We start from the raw sequence: 13,347 nt of genomic DNA, 5'->3' as shown, positions 1-13,347 counted from the left end.
ATTCAAGCCTTCGTTCGGGCACACCGAGCCTAAGCGAGGTGCCGAGTGGTGGGGCAAGAGCCCTTTTGGTTACTTTTGGGGCTCTTTTCCAAAAGTGACCCGCCGTAAGGGCGGAACCGCCAGTCGCCGTTACCGCAGAAACGGATATGTACACGGACCACCCGCCATTACCACAGCAACGGATATGCCCCCCCCCCAACCCCCACCCAAAAAATTGCCCCCCACCCAATCCCAAATGAAGCTTTCATGACAAAAGTTCGGTAGCTCCCCCCCATCCCCGTCTTGCCTATGTAACGTGCTGGAGGCGACCACAAATCACCTCCCCAGCCGTCAGCAGGACGCCAGGAGTGGGGCAAATGGGAACTATGGAACGTTACTCGAAAGTCGGCATGCAGGAGCTCGACCAGCGCCTGTCGAAGATCGTCGAAGCCGCGCGCAAGAAACCGGTCTCGGTGTACCGCTACGGCGCACCGTGGGTGTGGATCGTCTCCCAGGACGATTGGCAGGGCGCCTTGAAGGAAGTCTCCAGCTACATCCCGGCGAGCCATTCGCTGGTGTTGCTGCGCCCGCAGATCGACGAGGTGTTCGACCGGCACCCCGACCTGCTGCAGCCCGCCCCGGGGATGCTGATCGCACCGCGCACCGTGCTGCAGATCCTGTTGTTGCAACTGCTGTACTCGGTGCCCAGCGAACAGCAACTGCACGAGCAGCTCAACTACAACCTGCTGTTCCGCTGGTTCGTCGGCCTCGACCTGCACCAGAAGGTGTGGGGCCTCCACGTCCTGCAACGCGACATTGCCACCTTGCTGAACAACCCTCGGGCGGTGCAGCTGATCCAGACCATCATCGGTGACGTGTTTGGCGGCGCCTTGCTGCACATGCAGGAGTTCTCCCTGAACTTCGCGCTGCTGCACACCTGGCTGGCCCGGCACAGCCAGCTTTCGACCATCCGCAATTGAGCAGGCCAAACGCCATATACACGGCGACGGCGCAATATTTTAGACACTTAGGGGGCTGTGTGGAGCATCTGTTCAAGTCAACGTTGGCGTTGTGCTGCCTGACGCTGGGCGCCTTCGCGCAGCCGGTGCTGGCCGAAGAGGGCGAAGCCCCGGCGCGCCGGGTGGACGTCAACGAGTACTTCGTGCGCGGCAATACCGTGCTCGATGCCGCAACGATCGAGGAGGCGGTGTACCCGTTTCTCGGCCCGCAAAAGACCCTGGGCGATATCGAAGGCGCCCGCGATGCATTGCAGAAGATCTACCAGGCACGGGGTTACCAGTCGGTGTTTGTGGAACTGCCCGAGCAGAAGGTCGATGACGGCATCGTGTTCCTGCAAGTCAGCGAAACCAAGGTCGGCCGCGTGCGCGTCGTTGGGGCCAAGCATTACTCACCCGTGGAAATTCGCGAAGAAGTGCCGGGCCTGAAAGAGGGCGCCGTGCCGGATTTCACCTCGGTGCAAAGCCAGCTGGCCGGGCTCAACCGCAGCGCCGGTCGGCAGGTTACGCCGCTGGTTCGCGAAGGCCAGCGCCCCGGCACCATGGACGTGGATTTGCAGGTGGAAGACCAGAACCCCTGGCACGCCAGTCTCGGCCTGAACAACGACTACAGCGCCGACACCGAGAAGCTGCGCTCGGTCGCGACCCTGGGCTACGACAACCTCTGGCAACTGGGCCACAGCATTTCCCTGACCTACTTCACCGCCCCCGAGGACAGCTCGAATGCCAAGGTCTGGTCGGGTTCCTACAGCGCCCCGCTGGATGAGCGCTGGACCTTGCAGTTCTCCGGCTACCAGTCCGACAGCAACATCGCCACCATCGGCGGCAGCAACGTGTTGGGCAAGGGCCACTCCTACGGGGTATCGGCCATCTACAACCTGCCGGCGGCAGGCAACTGGGCCAATTCGTTTTCGTTCGGGATCGACTTCAAGGATTTCGACGAGGAGATGAGGTTCGGCAACAGCAGCGACCAGGTACCGCTCAAGTACGCGCCGTTGACCTTTGGCTACAACGGTTATCGCTACACCGAGCAATCCCAGTTGGGGCTGGGCTTGAACCTGATCGTCGGCACCCGCGCATTTTTTGGTTATGGCAGCGACGCTAAAGCGTTCGACAACAAGCGCTACAAGGCCAGTGCCAGCTTCGCCGTGCTCAAGGGCGACCTGAATTACACCTACACCTTCGCCAACGATTGGCAGTCGGCGAGCAAGACCGGCTTCCAGTTGGCCTCGGGGCCGCTGGTGTCCAACGAGCAGTATTCCGCCGGCGGCGCCACCTCGGTGCGCGGCTACCTGGCGGCAGAGCGCACGGGGGATGAAGGTTTCCTGCTCTCCCAGGAGTTGCGCACACCGTCCCTGGCCAAGTTCCTCGGCAGCTACGTACAGGAGTGGCGCTTCTATGCGTTCGCCGAAGGTGCGCGCCTGCGCCTGCATGACCCGCTGCCCGAGCAGGAAGACGAATACAGCCTGGCCAGTGTCGGCCTGGGCACCCGCGCCAGTTTGAGCAAATGGTTGTCCGGCAGCCTGGATTGGGGCTACCCGCTGCTCGACGGACCGAACACCCAGAAACAGGACTCGCGACTGCACTTCAGTGTGCAGGCGACTTTCTGACCCTTTTCCCCGGAGACTCTTCCCATGCAACGCCTAATCCTGAGCCTGTTGATCTGCCTGGGCTTCGCGCTCCCGGCCACTGCCCATGCCTGGTGGCAAGACGACTGGCATTACCGCAAACAGATCAGCGTGGACACCACCGCCCAAGGCGCGGCGATCAACCAGGCCCTGGGCCGTACCGCGCTGTTGGTGCGCCTGCACACCGGCAACTTCACCTTTGACGGGGTCAAGGACGACGGCAGCGACCTGCGCTTTGTCAGTGCCGACGACAAGACGGTGTTCAACCACCAGATTGAAAGCTTCGACCCGCTGATGGGCATGGCGCTGATCTGGGTCGATGTGCCCAAGGTCGAGGGCGGCCAACGCCAGGACCTGTGGATGTACTACGGCAACCAGAAGGCCCCGGCCACGGCGAACGGCCAGTTGACCTTCGACCCGAACTACACCGCGATCTACCACTTTGACGGGGCCAATGCGACGCCGCCGCGTGACACCACGGCCTATGCCAACACCGCGCTGAACGCCACCGGCACCAGCATCGACGGTGTGATCGGCCGCGCCTTGCAGTTCGGCGGCCAGCCGCTGCTGTTACCGGCCAGCCCATCGCTGCAACACGCCGCGGGTGGCGCCTTCACCTTCAGCGCCTGGCTGCGCCTGGACCAGGCCAGCGGCGAGCAAATCGTCGTGGCCCGCCGTGATGGCCCCCACAGCCTGTTGCTGGGCGTGAACCAGGGCATGCCGTTTGTCGAGATCGACGGCCAGCGCGCGGCGTCGACCCAGCCGCTCAACCCTGGCCAATGGCAGCACCTGGCGTTCACCGCCGAGGGTGAAAAAGTCGCGCTGTATGTCAATGGCCGCGAAACCGCGAGCCTGGCAGTGGCCATGCCCGCGCTGAATTCACAATGGGCGATTGGCGCCGACCTGCCCGAAGCCGGTAGCACGCACCTGCCGTTCGCCGGGGCCATCGATGAGTTGCGCCTGTCCAAGGTGGCCCGCCCGGCTGCGTTGTTGCTGGCCGACGCGAGCGCCCAGGGCGCCGAGTCGAAACTGGTGGCCTACGGGGTGGATGAAGAGCAGTCGGGCTTCGGTTTCGGCAGCCTGGGCTTTTTGCTCAAAGCCGTGCCGGCGGACGCCTGGGTGATCATCCTGGTGCTGGTGGCGATGATGTTCCAGTCGTGGTTCATCATGATCCGCAAGAACCGCATGGTCAGCCGCGTGAGCAGTGCCAACGAGGTATTTCGCGAACAGTTCGCGCAGATCGGCACGCGCCTGGAAATGTTCTATGACGACGCCGTGCTCGCCGAACGCCTGACGCATTCCTCGCTGTGGCGCCTGTACCGTGTGGCGATCAAGGAGATCCGCACCCGTCGCGCCCAGGGCGCCGACACGTCGTCGGTGTCGGCGGCGACCATCGAAGCCATCCGTTGCTCCATGGACGGCGTGCGCACCCGTGAAAACCAGGCGCTCAGTTCCAAACTCTCGACCTTGTCCAACGCCATCGCCGGCGGCCCGTATATCGGCCTGCTCGGTACGGTGCTGGGGATCATGGTGGTGTTCCTCGGTACGGCCATGGCCGGTGACGTGAATATCAACGCCATCGCCCCAGGCATGGCGGCCGCCTTGCTGGCCACGGCCATGGGGCTGTTTGTCGCGATTCCCGCACTGTTTGGCTACAACCGCCTGATCACGCGCAACAAGGAAGTCAGCGCCGACATGCGCGTGTTTGTCGACGAGTTCATCACCCGCCTGGCGGAGATGCACGGCGAGAGCCAGTTCAGTGAAGCGGGGCACCGTGCTCCGCACCACGCGCCGGTTTCGGCCTGAGGAGAATCGCCATGGCTTCCGTAAATGCCTCCCACGACGATGATGACGACGCGGCTGTCGACAGCATCAACATCACGCCCTTGGTGGACGTGCTGATGGTGGTGCTGGTGATGTTTATCCTCACCGCCACCGCCCAGGTCTCGGGCATCCAGATTCACTTGCCCAAGGCCAGCGCCTCGGTGTCGTTGTCCGAGGCCAAGACCAAGGCCATCTCGGTGAACGATGGCGGCCAGGTGTTCCTCGATGCCTACCCGGTCACCCTCGGCGAGCTGGAAGAACGCCTGCGCATCGAGAAAGCGCTGAACCCGGACTTCCCGGTGATCGTGCGCGGCGACGCCATGGTGCAGTACCAGAAGGTGATCGAGGTGCTCGATTTGCTGCGGCGGCTGGAGCTGTCCCAGGTCGGGCTGGTCACCGGCAAGCCGAGCCAGGGCTGAGCCATGACTGCACAGATCCCGATGCCGCCGTTGCCGGTAAAGAACAAGCCGCCGCTGCGCCCGCTGAAGTGGGGCGCCGGCCTGCTGCTGGGCGCCGTGGCGGCCTGGTTCCTCTGGCAATGGGCCAATGACATGAGTGGTGTACGCCGCGAAGCGCCGAAGGTGCCGACGATTATCCCGTTGCCGCCACCGCCGCCACCGCCGCCGGAAAAACCCAAGGAACCCGAGCCCAAGGTCGAGGAAAAAGTCCCTGAGCCGGTGCCCACCCCTGAACCCGAGGAGGTCAAGCCGGCAGAAGAAGCACCGCCTTCGCCGGCCGATGATCTGGCCAACCCGATGCAGATCGACGGCGACGCGCAATCGGGCAATGACGCTTTCAACATCGGCGCGGGCAAGGGCGGCGGCATGGCGGGCAGTGGCGGCGGTGGCCTCGGTGCCGGTACCTACAAGCAGTACCTGGCCGGCGTGTTTCAGCGCCTGCTGAGGGAAGACCCGGAGTTACGCAAGAAGGCCTACGCGGTACAGGCGGACGTGTGGTTGAGCGCCGAGGGCCAGGTCACGCGGGTTGAACTGGCCAAGTCCAGCGGCGACGCCGAGACCGATGCCCAGGTGCTGGCGGCATTGCGCACACCCCATGCCACGCAACGTGTTCCTGCGTCAGTGACCCTGCCGGTACGCCTGTCCCTCAAGGGTCGGCGCCCGGATTGAACAAACCTACTTATTCGCAGTTTTTTACAGGAGTTGCGTACACATGATTTCCCCCGTGAATCGACTGACCCTGGCGGTCGGCATGGTCATCGCGACCCTGGTCGGCCAGGCGGCTGCAGCCCCGGTCGCGCCTTCGGAAAACGTCACGATCAACCTGATCCGCCTGCTGGTGCAACAAGGCGTACTGACCCAGGACACCGCCAATGGGCTGATTGCCCAGGCGGAAAAAGAAGCCCAGCAGGCACGCCAGGCCAATGCCGCCCCGGTGGTCGCCAGCGGCCCGGCGGCGGCGCCTGGGGATGTGCGCGTGCAGTACGTGCCGCAGGCGGTGCGCGACCAGATCCGCGACCAGGTCAAAGCCGAGGTGATGGCCACCGCCAAGCAGGAAAACTGGGCCCAGCCCAATACCTTCCCGGATTGGGTCTCGCGCATCAGCTTCGATGGCGATATCCGCCTGCGTGACGAGTCGCGCTACTTCTCAGGCAACAACAGCCCGGAAATCACCGACTTCGCCAAGCTCAATGACACCGGCCCGTATGACGTCAACAAGAACTCGAACACCAAGTTCCCGCCGTTGATCAACACCACCCAGGACCGCGAGAACCTGTTCCGCCTGCGCGCGCGCCTGGGCATGAAAGCGGTGATCTCGCCGGAGTGGACCGCGGGTATTCGCCTGGGCACCGGCTCTGACAATAACCCGGTGTCCACCACCCAGACCCTGGGCGGTGGCTTTGGCAAGAAGGACATCTGGCTCGACCAGGGTTACCTGAGCTGGAAAGCCAACGATGCCATGACCCTGACCGCGGGGCGTATCGCCAACCCGTTCTACTCCACCGACATGATGTATTCCACCGACCTCAATTTCGACGGCGTGGCCGCGATCTTCAATCACACGCTCAGCAACGAATGGGGCCTGTTCGGCACCCTGGGCGCGTTCCCGGTCGAATACACCTCGGATGCGGCCACTACCAACGGCATCGACAAGCAAGACAGTGAGACCAAGTGGCTGTTCGGTGGGCAGATCGGCGCGGACTGGAAGATCAACCGCAGCAACCGCCTCAAGCTGGCCGCGGCGTACTACCAGTTCCAGGATATCGAGGGTGAACGCTCCAGCCCTTGCTCGACGTGGAAGGGCGCACCCGGTTGCGACACCGACGGCACCCGCGTGGCCTTTATGCAAAAAGGCAACAGCGTGTTCAACCTGCGCAACAACACCACCAACCCGGCCACCCCAACCACCACCCCGGACCCACAATACGTGGGCCTGGCATCCAAGTTCGATGTGCTGGACCTCAACCTGGTCTGGGACAGCGAACTGCCGAGCGACTTCAAGCTGCGCACCCAGGGTAACTTCATCCACAACCTGGCCTACGACAAGGGCGAAATGCTCAAGCGCAGCGAAGGCGAGATCGTCAACAACATCAACAGCAATGGCCAGTTTGAAAGTGGCGGCAATGCCTTGATGGTCTCCTTCACCCTCGGCAGCGCGCTGGAGATGCGCAAGCGCGGCGACTGGAACGTCTTGGCCGGCTACAAGTACATCCAGCCGGACGCCTTGCCCGACGGCTTCAACGACTCCTCGTTTCACCTGGGCGGCACCAACGCCAAGGGGTATTTCATTGGCGGCAACTACGGTATCGACAAGAACATCTACGCCAGTGCGCGTTGGTTGAGCGCATCCGAAGTGTATGGCGCGCCGTTTGAAGTCGATGTGATGCAACTGGAACTCAACACGCGCTTTTGATGCGCAGGGAGATGCCACATGAACACGCGAATATGCGCGCTGCTGTTGGCGCTGGTCGCCACCGGGGCTTCGGCCGAAGGCATGGAAGAGCGCCTGCGCACGCAACTGCGCAGCACCACCCAGCAGTTGCAGGCGTTGCAAAGCGAACAGGCCCAGGCCAGCGCTGCACGCCTGGCCGCTGAAAACCAGGCCAAGCAGGCCCAGGCGCAGATCAAGCAACTGACCGCCGAGCTGGAAAAAGCCCGTGGTACCGCTGAGCAACTGGCCGGCCAGCAACAGAGCCTGCACAGCCAGGCGCAGGCCCAGGTGGCGGCGAGCAACGAGCAGATCGGCAAGTTCAAGAAGGCCTATGAAGAACTGCTGGCCCTCGCCAAGGGCAAAGAGGCCGAGCGCGCGCGGCTGCAAGCACAATTGAGTGAACGTGACACACAAGTGCAGCAATGTTCAGCCAAGAATCAACAAATGTACGGCGTGGCCCAGCAGTTGCTCGCGGCCTACGAAAAAATCGACGTGGCCGAGGTGATGAGTATTCGCCAGCCCTTCGCCAGTGGTGCGCGGGTCAAGTTCGAGGAACTGGCCCAGGGCTTTGGCGACGATTTGTACAAGACCCGTTATGACGCGCCCCAGGCAGCTGCCACTCACTGATAGACAAGGAAGAGATCCCCATGAGCGAATTGATCACCGGCGTGACCGTCCAGAGTTTAACCGAGCTGTTGCAAGAGGCCGGCTACCGGGTCAACCAGAGCGAACAGAACGGCATCGTGCAACTGCTCAGCGCCAGCCAGGGCATTGGCTTTGCCGTGCGCTTTGGCAACCCGTCGGCAGAGCCGGGCAGCTATGTGGACTTCACCTACAGCTGCGCGCTGCGGGTGCAGGGCGCATTGCCCGAGGGCCTGGCCCAGGTGTGGAATGCCTCGCGCCGCTTTGCGCGGTTGTCGTTGCAGGGCGAGTTCCTGTTGATGGAAATGGACGTGGTGGTGGCCGGCGTCGGCGCCACGCACCTGCGCAGCCAGCTGGAGCTGTGGGACCGCCTGTTGCAGGAATTTATCGTCTACCTGCGTGAATACAGCCAACAGGCTGCGCAGTTGCAGGCCCAGGCGACTGAACCCGTGGCTGAAGAGGCGCCGATCCTGTGAAAAAGCCAACCTTGCTTGTCGGCGCCGGTGCGCTGACGTTGCTGGTGGTGGCGGTGGGGCTGAGCCTGCGCCCGGGCAGCGACCCGGTCGCCGCGCAGCAGCCGGCGCCCGCCGTCAGCCCCGAACAGAGCGGGCCAGCCGTGGCGCGCCTGGGCAACCAGCACATTGACCTGACTGAACTGAAAAGCGTGCTGGCGAGCCTGCCGGCCGAAACCCGCGAGCAACTGCGCGGTAACCGCGGCGCCCTGGAGACCTGGCTGCGTTCGCGCCTGGCGCAGAAGGCCGTGCTCGAACAGGCCGACGCCCAGGGCTGGCGCCAGCGCCCGGAGGTGGAGCAACAGACCCGCGCCGCCACCGAGCAGATCGTGTTCCGCGACTACATGCTCTCCGTCAGCCAGGTGCCGGCCGACTACCCCAGCGCCGCCGAGTTGCAACAAGCCTACGACAGCGGCAAGGCGCAGTGGGTGACGCCGCCGATGTATCGGGTCAGCCAGATTTTCCTCGCGGTGGATGGCCCGCAAAGCGTCGACGCGGTGCGGCGCCAGGCCCAGGAACTGAGCCGCAAGGCCCAGGCGGCGCCGGCGGATTTTGCCGCCCTGGCCGCGCAATATTCCCAGGACCCTGGCACTGCGCAACAGGGCGGCGATTCGGGCTTGCAGCCGTTGCAGCAACTGGTACCGCAGGTGCGCGAGGTGGTCTCGCGGCTCAAGGTCGGCGCGGTGTCGGACGCGGTGCAGAGCGCGGCGGGTTTTCATGTGCTCAAGCTCACCGCGCAGCAACCGGCGCGTACCGCCACCCTCGACGAACTGCGCGAGCGCCTGACCCAGGCCCTGCGCGCCCAACGTCAGGAGCAGATTGCCAAGGCGTACCTCGAAGGCATGCTCAACACCGCCACCTTGAGCATCGACGGAGCACAGCTGAACACCGTGCTGGAGTGATACGCGTCGACCGCATTGGATGCACAAGCCCCACAAGACAGGGAGTCTCCCATGGCATTTCTAGAACCGTCCGGCCCCCAGGGGCCTGCACCCTATCGCGAGCCGAACCCGGTGCGCGGCGCCTGGCTGGCATTAGCCAGCGAGATCGAGCCGGAGGTGGTGCGCTACTTCCTGGTCAGTGCGCGTTGCGGCTGTTTCATGCAGGCCGCGCGCAGCCTGAATATCAAGGCGACCCTGCTGCGCAAACGCCTGGCGCAGCTGGAGGAACAGCTGCACCATTCGCTGTTCAGCTACCAGGGCAATGGCCTGGTCCTCAGTCGCGACGGCCAGCAACTGCAAGCGCAATTGGTCGCCCTGGCCCATGAGCGGCGCCTGCCGGTGCTGGAGCAGCCGTTGATCCGCCTGGCGGTGGCCGAACCGATCCTTCACGACATCCTTGGCCGCGACCTGATCGCCTTGCTGCGCCGCAACGCCAGCGTGCGCCTGGAGATCATCTCCCTGGACAGCCAACTGTCACTGCAGGCGGTGGACGTGGATGTGGTGCTGTGGCTCTCCGACGCGGATGGCCCCGCGCCGGGCCCGAGTTTCCACACTGAGCAACCGAAGCGCCTGGCGCGCTTGCACTACTTGCCGCATATCGCCAAGCGCTACTCGCGACTGACGACCCGCCCCGACAGTGTCGACGACCTCGCCGACTACATGCTGGTGCAGTGGCGACCCGACATACAGGTCGACGCCTTGCAGCCCTGGAACCGCGTGGTGGAACAACGCCTGGCGGCAGTGGTGCAGGTGCAGGCCTATTCGCTGATGTTGGAGATGATTCGCTGCGGCGCGTGCATCGGCTTGTTGCCCCATTACATGAGCAGCTTCGACCGTGGGCTGGTGGCCTTGCCGGGCTTGCTCGCCGAGAGCATGCAGCGCCAGGTGTGGCTGGCGGTGAACGCACAGGTGCAGCACGCCGAGGCCGTGCAGATGATTGTCGAGTTGATCGTCAGTACGTTCGACGGGCGGCGCGAGTGGTTTGATTAACGCTGCAACACCCCACGAAACGTCGCGCTCAGGGCACGCAATGTTTCACGGGAGCGCGTGTCACTGATGCGGCTGTAGAGCACCACTTCACTCACGGGCAAGGCGGGCAAACCGTATTGCCCACTCACCTCCACAGCGCCGGCCGGTGCCACGCGGTGGGCGAGGGCGGCCACGCCCAACCCGGCGCTGACCGCTGCCCCCACCGCCATCACGCCGCCGCCGACAAACACTTCGGCCCAGTCGATGCGCGCGGCATCCAGTGCCTGTGTCGCCAACTGGCGAACGCCGCAGGGCGCGGCCATGGTCGCCATGCGCAACGGCGTGCCCGGGCTGTGTTGCCAGCCGGGCGCGGCAAACCAGCCAAAACGTTCCACCGCCAAGACTTCGCCGTCCTGGCGATCGCCCTCGTTGCGCACGATCACGGCGTCCAGTTCGTTGCGGTCGAACGCGCCGACCAGGTCGCGGGAGGAGGCGATGCGCACTTCCAGGATCACCAGCGGGTCGTAGGCGGCGAGACGGCTTAGCCAGGAGGGCAAGTCCGGCCCGGCTACATGGTCGCTGATACCGATCACCAGGCGCCGGGAGGCGTGACTGCCGAGGTCGGCCAGGGCGCGTTCATGCGCGTTGAGCAGGGCGCGGGCTGCGACGATAAAGCGTTCGCCCTGGGGCGACAGCCGCACATGGCGGGGGGTGCGCTCCAGCAGGCGATAACCCAGGCGCTCTTCAAGGCGCTTGAGCTTAAGGCTGATGGCGGCCTGGGAGGTGTCGAGGGCTTCGGCAGCGCGGGTGAAACTGGCGAAATCGGCGACCAGCACAAACGCCTGCACGGTGTCGATATCCAGGGGTTTGGGCGCATCGGTCATATCGAATCCTTATCGCACTTATATTGGGTGATATCTTGTTGAAATCATCGCCGCTGCGCAAGCTGGACCCTCAATTTGCACGGGAGCTTTTCCATGTTTGCCAAACAGTATTCACATCGCTTGCCTGCCGACTACGACATGGGCGTGATTCGCCAGCGCGCGACGCAATTGGGGCCGTTATGGGACGGCACCGAGGGTTTGATTTTCAAGGCCTTCATTGCTCAGGAACACGGGCAGGGACCGGGCGTGGGCAACCTGTATGCCTCGGTGTACCTGTGGTCGGACCCGTTGCAGGCCGCCGATTTTCTGCTCGGCGAACGCTTTCAAAAAGTGCTCGACAGCTTTGGTCGGCCGCACATTGAAAGCTGGCTGCCGCTGGACGTGCAGCGCGGGCCGGCGCAGGGCGCCTTGAGCCTGTATCGAGAGGAGTGGGCGCTGGAACCGGGCGCAGACCGGGCCGCGAGGCTGGCTGAGGAGAAAGTGCGCAACCGGCAGGTGGCGGACCGCCGCGATACGTTCGCGGTGCTCCTGGCCCTGGATGTGCAGGCCTGGCGCCTGGTGCGCATCACCGTATCGGCCCAGCCGGTGGCGGCGGAGCATCCGGGCACGGGCTACCAGGTGCTCTATCTGGCGCAAGGCGTTGCGTCACAGGGCTAAGTGCGCCAGTCTTGGTGGCTTGATCTTTCCTGTCGCAGCGACTTGCAATGCATGCCACCCGTTTGACATTGATTTGCCATGCCCTCACCCCGCTGCAAAAGCGCGGGCGCTTCCCCGATGACGAATCGCTGGCGCTGAATGGGCAAGGTGCAACGCTGCACCTGGCTGGCAGTTTCAAGAAAGGCCGACGCCTGCTGTGTGGGCCTGAGGCCCGGACCCGCGAGACCGCGCGTCTGTTCGGCGTCGACGCAGTGATCGAGCCGGCGCTGCGCGATGGCGATTTCGGCGAGTGGAAAGGCCAGGACATCGGTCAACTGGACAGCGATGCCTTGACGACCTGGCTCACCGACAGTGCCAGCGCTCCCCATGGCGGCGAGTCGGTGGACCAGATCTGCACGCGGGTGGCGCTGTGGATGGAATCCCTGGAAAGCCAGCCTGGCCATGTGTTGGCCGTCACCCATCCGTTTGTTATCCGCGCGGCGATGCTGTACGTCATGCGCTATCCCGTCGCGCTGTTCCACCGCATTGATGTCGAGCCGTTGTCCGCCACCGAGCTGCGCTTCAACGGTGTCTGGCGCCTGCGCCTGGAAACTCACGCCTGGCCCCCCGAACATGGCAAAATCGCCGCCCCGCAATGAGAGCAACCCATGAAACGCATCCTGATCATCGGCATTGGCGCCGGCAACCCTGACTACATCACGATGCAGGCCGTGAAAGCACTGAATCGCACGGATGTGTTTTTCCTGATGGACAAGGGCCAGAGCAAAGACAAGCTGATCGACCTGCGCCGCGAGATCTGCGAGACCTATATCACCGAGCCTGGCTATCGCTTCGTCGAGGCCGATTGCCCCGAGCGGGTGCGCGGTGACATCGACTACACCACCGCCGTGCAGGACCTCAATCGCGACAAGCAGCAGACGTTCGAGCGCATGATCAACGAGCACCTGGCGGACGGTGAGGTGGGGGCTTTCCTGGCGTGGGGCGACCCGGCGTTGTACGACAGCACCATTCGTATCTTGCAGGCGATCCTGGCCAGCGGCCGCTGTGCCTTTGAGTTCGAGGTGATCCCCGGCATCACCAGCGTGCAGGCCCTGGCCGCACAACACAAAGTACCGCTGAACCGCATCGGCAAGTCCATCGAGATCACCACCGGGCGCCGCTTGGCGGCGGGGCAGGCGAGTGATGCCGATACCCTGGTGGTGATGCTCGACGCGGAAGATTCCTACCGTACGGTGGCCGACCAGGACCTGGATATCTACTGGGGCGCCTACCTGGGCACGCCGGATGAAATCCTGATCAGTGGCAAAGTCAGTGACGTGGCTGAACAGATCGAACGGGTGCGCAAGGCCGCGCGCCTGGACAACGGCTGGATCATGGACACTTATTTATTGCGCAAACCCTGAGGT

General features: G+C 63.9%; 14 protein-coding genes. 13 read left to right on the top strand and 1 reads right to left on the bottom strand.

Annotation, left to right across the window (positions count from 1 at the left end):
- Positions 1–365 precede the first annotated feature (365 nt).
- The 10 genes from ACODSV_RS23490 to ACODSV_RS23445 are packed head-to-tail and all read left to right on the top strand — an operon-like array spanning position 366 to position 10,421.
- Positions 366–959 carry a transposase gene (locus ACODSV_RS23490; protein ID WP_150053729.1) on the top strand — a complete coding sequence of 198 codons (594 nt, stop codon included), beginning with the start codon at positions 366–368 and terminating at the stop codon, positions 957–959.
- A gap of 59 nt (positions 960–1,018) precedes the next feature.
- Positions 1,019–2,605, top strand: coding sequence for a ShlB/FhaC/HecB family hemolysin secretion/activation protein (locus ACODSV_RS23485; protein WP_150053728.1), 1,587 nt, complete (start codon positions 1,019–1,021; stop codon positions 2,603–2,605).
- A 24-nt stretch (positions 2,606–2,629) separates the two neighbouring features.
- Complete coding sequence (locus ACODSV_RS23480) at positions 2,630–4,429, top strand: DUF2341 domain-containing protein (protein WP_150053727.1); 1,800 nt, start codon at positions 2,630–2,632, stop codon at positions 4,427–4,429.
- A gap of 11 nt (positions 4,430–4,440) precedes the next feature.
- Positions 4,441–4,866, top strand: coding sequence for an ExbD/TolR family protein (locus tag ACODSV_RS23475; RefSeq protein WP_010211136.1), 426 nt, complete (start codon positions 4,441–4,443; stop codon positions 4,864–4,866).
- A gap of 3 nt (positions 4,867–4,869) precedes the next feature.
- Positions 4,870–5,574, top strand: a complete 705-nt coding sequence (locus ACODSV_RS23470) for an energy transducer TonB family protein (protein ID WP_024074822.1) — start codon at positions 4,870–4,872, stop codon at positions 5,572–5,574.
- Positions 5,575–5,617: 43 nt separating this feature from the next.
- Positions 5,618–7,318 (top strand): putative porin, encoded by a 1,701-nt coding sequence (locus ACODSV_RS23465; RefSeq protein ID WP_024074823.1) that lies wholly within the window; start codon positions 5,618–5,620, stop codon positions 7,316–7,318.
- A gap of 18 nt (positions 7,319–7,336) precedes the next feature.
- Positions 7,337–7,963 carry a hypothetical protein gene (locus ACODSV_RS23460; protein WP_024074824.1) on the top strand — a complete coding sequence of 209 codons (627 nt, stop codon included), beginning with the start codon at positions 7,337–7,339 and terminating at the stop codon, positions 7,961–7,963.
- Between the two features lie 20 nt (positions 7,964–7,983).
- On the top strand, positions 7,984–8,454 hold the full coding sequence (locus ACODSV_RS23455; protein ID WP_024074825.1) for a YbjN domain-containing protein: 471 nt from the start codon (positions 7,984–7,986) through the stop codon (positions 8,452–8,454).
- The gene (locus tag ACODSV_RS23450) at positions 8,451–9,392 is read left to right on the top strand and encodes a peptidylprolyl isomerase (RefSeq protein ID WP_024074826.1); all 942 of its coding nucleotides are present in this window, start codon (positions 8,451–8,453) and stop codon (positions 9,390–9,392) included. Before ACODSV_RS23455 ends, ACODSV_RS23450 begins: the two co-directional genes overlap by 4 nt.
- A gap of 51 nt (positions 9,393–9,443) precedes the next feature.
- A complete protein-coding gene (locus tag ACODSV_RS23445) occupies positions 9,444–10,421 on the top strand; it encodes a LysR family transcriptional regulator (RefSeq protein WP_150053726.1) in 978 nt (325 codons plus the stop codon).
- Here ACODSV_RS23445 and ACODSV_RS23440 read toward each other — a convergent pair.
- Positions 10,418–11,284: a LysR family transcriptional regulator gene (locus ACODSV_RS23440; RefSeq protein ID WP_069075763.1), complete on the bottom strand. Its 867-nt coding sequence runs from the start codon at positions 11,282–11,284 to the stop codon at positions 10,418–10,420. The two genes, ACODSV_RS23445 and ACODSV_RS23440, sit on opposite strands and share 4 nt — an antisense overlap.
- 93 nt (positions 11,285–11,377) lie before the next feature.
- Between ACODSV_RS23440 and ACODSV_RS23435 the strand changes: the two genes are divergently transcribed.
- Genes ACODSV_RS23435 through cobF form a run of 3 tightly spaced genes read left to right on the top strand, consistent with a single transcriptional unit; the run spans position 11,378 to position 13,344 of the window.
- Complete coding sequence (locus tag ACODSV_RS23435; protein ID WP_150053725.1) at positions 11,378–11,941, top strand: DUF4865 family protein; 564 nt, start codon at positions 11,378–11,380, stop codon at positions 11,939–11,941.
- A 47-nt stretch (positions 11,942–11,988) separates the two neighbouring features.
- Entirely contained in the window at positions 11,989–12,579 is a 591-nt protein-coding gene (locus tag ACODSV_RS23430) for a histidine phosphatase family protein (RefSeq protein ID WP_150053724.1), read from the top strand.
- Positions 12,580–12,588: 9 nt separating this feature from the next.
- Positions 12,589–13,344, top strand: a complete 756-nt coding sequence (cobF, locus tag ACODSV_RS23425; RefSeq protein ID WP_024074831.1) for a precorrin-6A synthase (deacetylating) — start codon at positions 12,589–12,591, stop codon at positions 13,342–13,344.
- Positions 13,345–13,347: the final 3 nt, after the last annotated feature.

It is taken from the genome of Pseudomonas sp. FG86 (genome assembly GCF_057808775.1).
The sequence above is the reverse complement of the archived record's forward strand: the minus strand, read 5'-3'. Positions and strand labels throughout refer to the sequence as shown.

What these genes read in the sequence shown, in the direction of transcription:
- ACODSV_RS23440 (WP_069075763.1), bottom strand. Translation starts at nt 11,284, where the DNA reads ATGACCGATGCGCCCAAACCCCTGGATATCGACACCGTGCAGGCGTTT.
- ACODSV_RS23465 (WP_024074823.1), top strand. Translation starts at nt 5,618, where the DNA reads ATGATTTCCCCCGTGAATCGACTGACCCTGGCGGTCGGCATGGTCATC.
- ACODSV_RS23445 (WP_150053726.1), top strand. Translation starts at nt 9,444, where the DNA reads ATGGCATTTCTAGAACCGTCCGGCCCCCAGGGGCCTGCACCCTATCGC.
- ACODSV_RS23480 (WP_150053727.1), top strand. Translation starts at nt 2,630, where the DNA reads ATGCAACGCCTAATCCTGAGCCTGTTGATCTGCCTGGGCTTCGCGCTC.
- ACODSV_RS23430 (WP_150053724.1), top strand. Translation starts at nt 11,989, where the DNA reads ATGCATGCCACCCGTTTGACATTGATTTGCCATGCCCTCACCCCGCTG.
- ACODSV_RS23470 (WP_024074822.1), top strand. Translation starts at nt 4,870, where the DNA reads ATGACTGCACAGATCCCGATGCCGCCGTTGCCGGTAAAGAACAAGCCG.
- ACODSV_RS23475 (WP_010211136.1), top strand. Translation starts at nt 4,441, where the DNA reads ATGGCTTCCGTAAATGCCTCCCACGACGATGATGACGACGCGGCTGTC.
- ACODSV_RS23455 (WP_024074825.1), top strand. Translation starts at nt 7,984, where the DNA reads ATGAGCGAATTGATCACCGGCGTGACCGTCCAGAGTTTAACCGAGCTG.
- cobF (WP_024074831.1), top strand. Translation starts at nt 12,589, where the DNA reads ATGAAACGCATCCTGATCATCGGCATTGGCGCCGGCAACCCTGACTAC.
- ACODSV_RS23435 (WP_150053725.1), top strand. Translation starts at nt 11,378, where the DNA reads ATGTTTGCCAAACAGTATTCACATCGCTTGCCTGCCGACTACGACATG.
- ACODSV_RS23460 (WP_024074824.1), top strand. Translation starts at nt 7,337, where the DNA reads ATGAACACGCGAATATGCGCGCTGCTGTTGGCGCTGGTCGCCACCGGG.
- ACODSV_RS23490 (WP_150053729.1), top strand. Translation starts at nt 366, where the DNA reads ATGGAACGTTACTCGAAAGTCGGCATGCAGGAGCTCGACCAGCGCCTG.